The sequence below is a fragment of the Oceanicola sp. S124 genome (assembly GCF_000220565.1).
Taxonomy (GTDB): domain Bacteria; phylum Pseudomonadota; class Alphaproteobacteria; order Rhodobacterales; family Rhodobacteraceae; genus Pseudooceanicola.
In genome coordinates this window covers 1-8,079 of sequence record NZ_AFPM01000255.1, presented here as the reverse complement: position 1 = coordinate 8,079, position 8,079 = coordinate 1, and the positions used below count along the sequence as shown (strand labels likewise).

9 protein-coding genes and 1 pseudogene are annotated in these 8,079 nt (G+C 69.1%); 6 read left to right on the top strand and 4 right to left on the bottom strand.

Annotated elements, in window-relative coordinates; genetic code table 11:
• From OS124_RS0117270 to rfbC, 3 genes are all read right to left on the bottom strand, one after another.
• Positions 1 to 268, bottom strand: a 268-nt coding sequence (locus OS124_RS0117270) for a sugar nucleotide-binding protein (protein ID WP_010141096.1), incomplete at its 3' end; no start/stop codon positions are given.
• Positions 265 to 1,305 carry a dTDP-glucose 4,6-dehydratase gene (gene rfbB, locus OS124_RS0117265; protein WP_010141095.1) on the bottom strand — a complete coding sequence of 347 codons (1,041 nt, stop codon included), beginning with the start codon at positions 1,303 to 1,305 and terminating at the stop codon, positions 265 to 267. The genes OS124_RS0117270 and rfbB, both read right to left, overlap by 4 nt.
• Positions 1,302 to 1,865: a dTDP-4-dehydrorhamnose 3,5-epimerase gene (gene rfbC, locus OS124_RS0117260; RefSeq protein WP_010141094.1), complete on the bottom strand. Its 564-nt coding sequence runs from the start codon at positions 1,863 to 1,865 to the stop codon at positions 1,302 to 1,304. Before rfbC ends, rfbB begins: the two co-directional genes overlap by 4 nt.
• A gap of 282 nt (positions 1,866 to 2,147) precedes the next feature.
• Here rfbC and OS124_RS0117255 point away from each other — a divergent pair, with 282 nt between their 5' ends.
• The 4 genes and pseudogenes from OS124_RS0117255 to OS124_RS25085 form a co-directional block, all read left to right on the top strand.
• Complete coding sequence (locus tag OS124_RS0117255; RefSeq protein WP_010141093.1) at positions 2,148 to 2,723, top strand: L,D-transpeptidase; 576 nt, start codon at positions 2,148 to 2,150, stop codon at positions 2,721 to 2,723.
• A gap of 4 nt (positions 2,724 to 2,727) precedes the next feature.
• Positions 2,728 to 3,618 carry an alpha/beta fold hydrolase gene (locus OS124_RS0117250; RefSeq protein WP_010141092.1) on the top strand — a complete coding sequence of 297 codons (891 nt, stop codon included), beginning with the start codon at positions 2,728 to 2,730 and terminating at the stop codon, positions 3,616 to 3,618.
• A 3-nt stretch (positions 3,619 to 3,621) separates the two neighbouring features.
• A complete protein-coding gene (locus tag OS124_RS0117245; protein WP_237708134.1) occupies positions 3,622 to 4,860 on the top strand; it encodes an NAD(P)/FAD-dependent oxidoreductase in 1,239 nt (412 codons plus the stop codon).
• Between the two features lie 147 nt (positions 4,861 to 5,007).
• Positions 5,008 to 5,226 (top strand): annotated as a pseudogene (locus tag OS124_RS25085) (cold-shock protein); the annotation flags it as partial.
• Positions 5,227 to 5,305: 79 nt separating this feature from the next.
• On the opposite strand, the gene OS124_RS0117235 reads toward OS124_RS25085, so the two are convergent.
• Positions 5,306 to 6,004, bottom strand: coding sequence for an arylesterase (locus OS124_RS0117235; RefSeq protein WP_010141089.1), 699 nt, complete (start codon positions 6,002 to 6,004; stop codon positions 5,306 to 5,308).
• 124 nt (positions 6,005 to 6,128) lie between these two features.
• On the opposite strand from OS124_RS0117235, the gene OS124_RS0117230 reads away from it, so the two are divergent.
• Together OS124_RS0117230 and OS124_RS0117225 are read left to right on the top strand one after the other, a co-directional pair.
• Positions 6,129 to 6,815, top strand: coding sequence for an ABC transporter ATP-binding protein (locus OS124_RS0117230; protein WP_010141087.1), 687 nt, complete (start codon positions 6,129 to 6,131; stop codon positions 6,813 to 6,815).
• The coding region (locus tag OS124_RS0117225) for an FtsX-like permease family protein (protein WP_010141086.1) at positions 6,812 to 8,079 on the top strand (1,268 nt) is incomplete at its 3' end. The genes OS124_RS0117230 and OS124_RS0117225, both read left to right, overlap by 4 nt.

Sequence of the window (8,079 nt, the reverse complement as noted above, 5' to 3'; positions counted from 1 at the left end):
CCGCCGCGCAGGTCTCGGCCATCTCGCGCGGGGCGAGGGCGTTCAGGCGATGCGCCATGTCGGTCTCGGTCTCGGCCCGGTCCACCGCGGTGAAGGCGGCCGCGTTGATCACCAGGCCCGGCCTGAGCGCGCCGATCGCCCTGGCCGCGGCACCGGGACGAGAGAGATCTGCCGTCTCCTGCCCCATGCAGGTGACCTGAGCCCGGCGCGCCAGCTCAATGGCCAATTGTCCTGAGCGGCCGAAGACGAGGACCGGCAGCGGGATCATCGCCCCAGCCCCAGGCGGTCACCGACACCGGTCCGCCGTTGCAGCGCCTGCCACCAGGACCGGTTGTGCAGATACCAGTCGACCGTGCGCTCCAGCCCCTCCTCAAGCGAAACCTGAGGCTGCCAGCCCAGTTCATCCCGGATGCGGCTCGCGTCGATCGCATAGCGCCTGTCATGGCCCGGCCGGTCGGTAACGAAGGTGATCAGCCGTTCGTGCGGCGCGCTGGCCGGCAGCCGAGCATCGAGGAGGGCGCAGATCCGGCGCACCAGGTCAATGTTGCGCGCCTCGGCATTCCCGCCGATGTTGTAGCTGCGCCCGATGGTCCCGCGCGCCAGCACGCTCAGCAGGGCGCGGGCGTGATCCTCGACGTAAAGCCAGTCGCGCACGTTGCCGCCATCGCCGTAGACCGGGATCGCCTGCCCCGCCAGGGCGTTCAGGATGACCACCGGGATCAGCTTCTCGGGGAAGTGGAAGGGCCCGTAGTTGTTGGAACAATTCGACAGGACCACCGGCAGGCCGTAGGTCTCGTGCCAGGCCCTGACCAGGTGGTCCGAGGCCGCCTTCGAGGCCGCGTAGGGAGAGCGCGGCGCATAGGCCGTCTCTTCGGTGAAACGCCCCTCGGGTCCGAGAGAGCCGAAGACCTCGTCGGTCGAGACATGGTGGAATCGGAACTCTGCCGGGCGGCCCTGCCGTTCCCAGTAGGACCGGGCGACCTGCAGCAGGGTCGCGGTGCCCGTGACATTGGTGTCGATGAAGGCCGAGGGCCCGTCGATCGAGCGGTCGACATGACTTTCGGCGGCAAGGTGCATCACTGCGCCGGGGGTGTGAACCGCGAAGATCCGCTCCAGCGCGCCGGCCTCGCGGATATCGGCATGTTCGAAGTGGTAGAGCGGGCTGTCCGCCACCTCGGCCAGGTTATCGAGGCAGGCGGCATAGGTCAGCGCGTCGAGGTTGATCACCTCGTGCCCAGTGCGGATCGCCGCGCGCACCACCGCCGATCCGATGAACCCCGCCCCTCCGGTGACCAGGATCTTCATGCCGGCACCGCCCCGATGAAGGGACTGGGCACGGCGCGCAGGGCCGGGGCGGCGGCGTCCTTGTCCGAGAGCAGCGGATCGCTGACACCCCAGTCGATGCCCAGGTCCGGGTCGTCCCATCGCACTGCGCCCTCGCTGGCCGCATCATAGGCATCGGTGCACTTGTAACAGATCTCGGTCTGGTCCTCACGGGTGACGAAACCATGCAGGAACCCCGGCGGGATCCACAGCTGGCGTCCGTTCTCAAAGCTGAGATCGACCCCGACCCACTGGCCGAATCGGGGCGAGTCGCGACGGAAGTCCACGGCAACGTCCCACAACGCTCCACGCCCGCAGCGTACCAGCTTGCCCTGGGCCCGGGGCGGCGCCTGGTAGTGCAGCCCGCGCAGCGTCCCCGCCCTGGTCGAGAACGAGTGGTTGTCCTGCACGAAGTCCAGATCAAGCCCCGCTTCGGCCATGCGGGCGGCATTCCAGCTTTCGCTGAAAAATCCGCGGGCATCGCCGAAGCGGCGCGGGGTGAGGATCAAAACCTCGGGCAGTCTGGTCGGCGTGATGTCCATTCCGGCTCCGCACTTCCATGCCTTCGTTCTGAAGGCGACGGCTTTCGGCGCGTTCTGCGCCTCTGCCGGATTAACTTAAAACGGCGAAAAGTTGATTTTTTCTTTTCCGGTTCAAATTTGTCCGGTTTCCCGCAGCAGGGCGCCGTGCCGGACCACTGCCGTGGCACTGAGGCAACAGACAGCAGGCGATTTCACCTGCCGCGGGAACGTGATCCCGCCCGCACCCATTTATTACCCACCAATAGCCACATGATTTTCCAGTGATTCGACCCAGGTGTACCCATGATTCCTCGCCGACGCTTCCTGACCAGCACGCTTGCCGCCACTCTCGCAGCTCCGGCCCTTCTCACCTCGGCCCCTGCCGCCCAGGCGGTGCAGGGGCCGCCGATCCTGTCGCCCCGCAAGGTCAGTTTCTCGCGTCGGTACCAAGCCGGGTCCATCGTGATCCTGCCGCGTGCCTTCTTCCTCTATCATGTCACCGCGCCCGGCGTGGCCACCCGCTACGGCATCGCCGTTGCCCGTCCGGGCCTCGGGTTCACCGGCAATGCGGTGATCGCGCGCAAGGTCGAATGGCCCTCCTGGCGCCCCACCCCCGACATGATCGAGCGGGATCCGCAGATCTATGGCCAGTACAAGGGCAACAATGATCGGATGCCGGGCGGCCCGCGCAATCCGCTGGGGGCACGGGCGCTCTATCTCTACCAGAACGGCCATGATACGGCGATCCGCATTCACGGCACGACCGAGCCGCGCTCCATCGGGCGCAATGCCTCGTCGGGCTGCTTCCGGATGCTGAACGAGAATGTCATTGCCCTCTACGACAGCGTACCGATCGGAACCCCGGTCACCGTCCTCTAACGCCATGCTGCGCGCACTGATGGCCCTCGGGGCGGCGCTGCTGCTCTCGGGCTGCACGCTTCTGCCCGGCCCCGAACGGGCGGGCCAGTTCCCCCTGCTGCAGGACGGCAGGGCCCGCCCGGGGGTCGAGAAGGTCATCGTCACCATACCGGGGGCCTTCGCCTCTGTCGGGATCTTCGCACCGGTCCTGGCCTGGCAGGAAGAGGACAGCACCGTCGTCGCCTACCGCTTCCCCGGCATGGACGGGTTGCCACTGGATCATCACGTCGACATCGACGGGTCCGCCAAGGTCATCGCCGACTACGTCAACGATCTCGGGGCGAAGGAAGTCTACCTGATCGGCTATTCCACCGGCGGCCCGATCGCGATCGAGACGGTCTCGCGACTGGAGGCGCCGAAGGTCTCGCTGGCGCTGATCTCCACCGCCGGGCCGGCGCCCGAGGCGGCACTGTCCTCACTTCGCTCGGGTGTCGAGGTGGTGAAGGCCATGCTGCGCACCCATTCCCTAAAGCCGCAGGACGCCTGGACAGAGAACTACCGCACCCTGCTCTATGGCGAGGACGCCCTTGCCGATCCGGCCAAGGCACAGGACAGCGCCGCCCGGGCCGAGGCCCAGCGTCAGAACATGTCCACGCCCTCGATCCGGCGCACGATGGCCCATACCGCCAGCCTGATGTTCTGGACCCTCGACCGGCCCGGAGCGTTGGCAGATGCCCGGATTGCACTCTTTCACGGGGCAGAGGACACGGTTTTCCTGCCGAATGCCGCCCGGCGCCTTGCGCGGCGGCTTCCGGCAGACCGGATTACCTTCTATGAAGGCCAGGGGCACCTGCTCTTTGAAACCTCGCAGCGGCTCTTCGACGATATCCACGCATTTTTCTTTGATGAGAGTTGACCCTTGCCAGCCAGCACGCCCGCCAGTTCGTCCGGCACAGCGTCCGCTGACGACCCGGCACATGACCTCGACCTGATCGTCATGGGCGCGGGTCCCGCAGGGGCGGCAGCCGCCCGGGTCGCCGCCGCGGCGGGCCTGTCGGTGGCCCTCGTCGACAAGGCGCGCTTTCCCCGCGACAAGCTATGCGGCGGAGGCGTCACCGGCCGCAGCGCCCTCTATTTCCGCGAGATCTACGGCGAGGACATCCCCGCGCATCTCATCGACACCAAGACCTCGGTCGAATTTCACGCCTTCGGCCACAGCCTGGGCCTTTTACCCGACATCCCGCCGATGCACCTCGCGATGCGGGTCGAGCTGGATGCCGAGATGCAGCGGCGCGCGATCCGCGCCGGGGCCATGGATTTAAGCGGGTGCCGGGTGGCCGCGCTTGACCTCGCCCCCCCTGCCCTCAGCCTTGCTGACGGGCGGCGGCTGAGGGCGAAGGTGCTGATCGGCGCCGACGGGGTCAACTCCATCGTCGCCCGCCAGCTCTTCGGGCAAAGCTACGACCGTGACCAGATCGGCTTCGGGCTGGAGGTCGAGGCCGCGCCGGGCCCCGACAATGCGGCGGCGCCGCTGCGCATCGACTTCGGCGCCGCCGACTGGGGGTATGGCTGGCACTTTCCCAAACGTGGCAGTTCCACCATCGGGATCGGCGGGGTGCTGTCGCGCAATGCCGACATGAAGGCCTCGATGGCCGCCTACCTGGCGCAGCTCGGGCGCGATCCGTCGCTGCCCTGCAAAGGCCATCACCTGCCCTTCGGCGAGGTCCACAAGCGCCCCGGGCACGGGGCCGTCCTGCTGGCGGGCGACGCGGCGGGCCTGGTCGATCCGATTACCGGAGAGGGCATCGCCTATGCGATGAAGAGCGGCCAGCTAGCGGCGCTTGCGGCTGCCGAAGCCATTGCCGCCGGTGCGCCGGCCTCGGCCCTGCGCCGCTACCGACGGCGGCTGGTACCCGTGCACCGCGCGATGCGCCAGGCGCGGGCGATTCGGGTGCTGATCTTCTCGCCCCTCTTCCGCCCCGCCTTCGTCGCGGCCTTTCGCAGCTCGGGACGGCTGCGCCATCTCTACATGCGCCTGCTGGCCGGCGAGATCGAATATGGCGACATGATGCGCGCTACCCTGCGCCGCCTGCCCTCCTTCCTGCTGGGGGCGGCGCGGAACCGCGGAGACACTACGCAGCCGGATCAAGGCGCTTGATCCGGCTGCGAAAAGCGCGCAAGGTTTTCGTGCAACGGGACTGCGATCGACCATGAGGGCTTTGGCCCAGGACGCGCCGAAACCGGGCCGATCTGCCGCATATTGCGGGCAGAGCTGTCGGTACTGCCGATCGGATTGGATCCAGAGATGTTGAACGCGCCGAAGCTGAACGGGGTGGTGAAGTGGTGGGACGCCACCAAGGGCTACGGCTTCATCAAGCCCGAGGGCGGGGCGAAGGATGTCTTCGTGCATATCTCCGCGCTGGAACACTCCGGCATTCCGGGCCTGTCCGACAACCAGCGCGTGCAGTTCGAGCTGAAGGAAGGGCGCGGAGGACGCATGTCTGCCATCAACCTCCAGCTCAGCCAGGCGACCCGGGTCGAGCCCGCGCCGGGGGGCGAAGCCTCCCACCCTTGAGGGGGCTCGATGCCCCCGCAGAGGGCCGCTACCGGACGACTTTGCCCGACTGGTCCAACAGTTCCAGCACCTGCGGCCCCAGGGCCTCGACGATCAGCCCCACCCCCGTCGCATTCGGATGGATCCCGTCCCCCTGAAGCCGTGCCTGCGCGGCCGCCATGTCCGGCGCCTCCGGGTCCCCCATGACCGGGGCCAGGAAGCTCGGCGCGAAGGCGGCGCCGTATTGCTCGGCCAGCTCGGGATAGAGCCCATCGAAGGCCTGCTTGTACTCTGCTCCGAAATTGCCCGGAGCCTGCATGCCGACCAGCAGCACCGGCAGGTCACGGGCCCGGATCTCGTCGAGGATCGCGGCGATGTTCTCGCGGGTGCGCGCCGGGTCCAGTCCGCGCAGCAGGTCGTTGCCCCCCAGCACCACCACCACCGCGTCGATCTCCCCGCTCAGCGACCAGGCGATGCGCGAGCGCCCGCCGGCGCTGGTATCGCCGGAGACCCCGCCGTTCACCACCGAGACCTCGACGCCCTGCGTGCGCAGCCAGCCTTCCAGCTGCGGCACGAAGCCCTCGCCCTGCGGCAGCCCGTAGCCCTGCACCAGGCTGTCCCCGAAGGCGAGCAGCTTGGCCTCCTCGGCCGTCGCCGCCCCCGGCAGCGCAAGCCAGAGCGCCGCCGTGACTGTCGCCAGCAGGCCTGTCAGTCGGCAAGCCGCCCCCCTCGTCGCCGAGCCCGTCATTAGGCCAGTCACTTGGCCACTCAACGGGCCCGCCGAAATGCCTCGGATTGCCGCCAACCCCTTGCTGCGCCGCAGCTTGCCCCCATATCCATTGCGGACCGCCCGCAGGAAAGAGACCCCGCCCATGCCCCAGCCAGACAGCGTCATCCAGTTGCGGGGCGCAGCCCTCAGCCTCGGCGGCAATGCCGGAACGGTCGAGATCCTGCGCGGCATCGACCTGACGGTCCGGTGCGGCGAGACTTTGGGGCTGATCGGACCTTCGGGGTCGGGCAAGTCGTCTCTCCTCATGCTTCTGGGCGGGCTGGAACGCGCCACCGGCGGGCAGGTACAGGTGCTGGGACAGGATCTGACAGGCATGTCCGAAGATGCCCTGGCCCGCTTCCGCAGGGATCATATGGGGGTGGTCTTCCAGAGCTTCCACCTCATTCCGACGATGACCGCGCTGGAAAATGTCGCCACGCCGCTGGAACTGGCCGGGCGCGCCGATGCCTTCGACCGCGCCGCCGAGGAACTGGAACAGGTCGGCCTCGGCCATCGCGCCGGTCACTACCCCTCGCAGCTGTCGGGCGGTGAACAGCAGCGCGTCGCCCTGGCCCGCGCCGCCGCCCCGCGCCCCGAGATCCTGCTGGCCGACGAACCCACCGGCAACCTCGACGAGGCCAATGGCGCCGCCATCATGGACATGCTCTTCGGCCTGCGCGACCGCCACGGCGCGACGCTGGTCATGGTCACCCATGCGCCGGAACTCGCCGCCCGCTGCGACCGCACCGTGCCCCTGCGCGACGGCCTTATCGCCGGGGGCCCCGCATGAGCGCAGCCACTCCGCAGGCCTTCCGCCTGGCCCGGCGTTTCGCCGCGCGCGAGTTGCGCGCCGGCCTGTCGGGCTTCCGCATCCTGATCGCCTGCCTGGCTCTCGGCGTTGCCGCCATCGCCGCCATCGGATCGGTCCGGGGCGCCATCGAGGCCGGGCTGGCCCGCGAGGGCGCTGCCATGCTGGGCGGCGATGCCGAGCTGTCGCTGACCTACCGCTTCGCCGATGCGTCAGAGCGCGCCTGGATGGCCGACCGCGCCACCGCCCTCTCCGAGATCGCCGAGTTCCGCTCCATGGCCGTGCGGGGCGAGGACCGGGTGCTGACCCAGGTCAAGGCCGTCGACGATGCCTACCCGCTGATCGGCCAAGTCAGCCTTTCGCCCGATATCCCGCTGGATCAGGCCCTTGCCGGAGATGCCGAGCTGCCCGGCGCCGTCGTCGCCCCCGCCCTTCTGGCCCGCCTCGACGCCCAGGTCGGCGACCGGATCGAGCTGGGCGGCGTGCCCATCCGCCTCATGGCCACGCTCGAGGCCGAGCCCGATGCCAATGCCTCCGGCTTCGCCCTCGGTCCGCGCACCCTTGTCGCCCGCAGCGCGCTTGAGGGCACGGCCCTGCTGGCCCCCGGCACGCTGTTTGACAGCCGCTACCGGCTGACCCTGCCGCCCGGCACCGAACTGGCCCCGCTGGAGCAGGCCGCCCGGGACCGCTTTGCCGAAAGCGGGCTGCGTTGGCGCGATGCGCGCAACGGAGCCCCCGGCATCCAGAGCTTCGTCGAGCGGCTCTCGGCCTTTCTCGTCCTCGTCGGCCTCGCCGGCCTGGCGGTCGGCGGCGTCGGCGTCTCGGCCGCCGTGCGCGCCTACCTGGCGGGCAAGATCAATATCATCGCCACGCTGAAGACGCTCGGCGCCTCGCGGCGGGTGATCTTCCTGACCTACGGGCTGCAGATCGGGGCGCTGTCGCTGATCGGCATCGCCCTAGGGCTGGTGCTCGGCGCCGCCCTTCCGCTGCTGGTCGCCCCGATCCTATCGGCGCTGTTGCCGGTGCCCACCGACTTCGGCCTCTACCCCGGCGCGCTGGCCGAAGCGGCGCTCTATGGCACGCTGACAGCGGCGCTGTTCACCCTCTGGCCGCTGGCCCGGGTGGAAGAGATCCGCGCCGCCCAGCTGTTCCGCGACGCGGGTGCCGCCACGCCCCTGCCCCGGCCCGCCTACCTTGCGGTCCTTGCCCTGCTGGCCGCCACCCTGACTGGCAGCGTCGCCCTGCT

Excerpts from the sequence above, each read along its gene's own strand:
- OS124_RS0117250 (WP_010141092.1), top strand. The coding sequence starts at position 2,728 with ATGCTGCGCGCACTGATGGCCCTCGGGGCGGCGCTGCTGCTCTCGGGC.
- OS124_RS0117255 (WP_010141093.1), top strand. The coding sequence starts at position 2,148 with ATGATTCCTCGCCGACGCTTCCTGACCAGCACGCTTGCCGCCACTCTC.
- OS124_RS0117230 (WP_010141087.1), top strand. The coding sequence starts at position 6,129 with ATGCCCCAGCCAGACAGCGTCATCCAGTTGCGGGGCGCAGCCCTCAGC.
- rfbC (WP_010141094.1), bottom strand. The coding sequence starts at position 1,865 with ATGGACATCACGCCGACCAGACTGCCCGAGGTTTTGATCCTCACCCCG.
- OS124_RS0117235 (WP_010141089.1), bottom strand. The coding sequence starts at position 6,004 with ATGACGGGCTCGGCGACGAGGGGGGCGGCTTGCCGACTGACAGGCCTG.
- rfbB (WP_010141095.1), bottom strand. The coding sequence starts at position 1,305 with ATGAAGATCCTGGTCACCGGAGGGGCGGGGTTCATCGGATCGGCGGTG.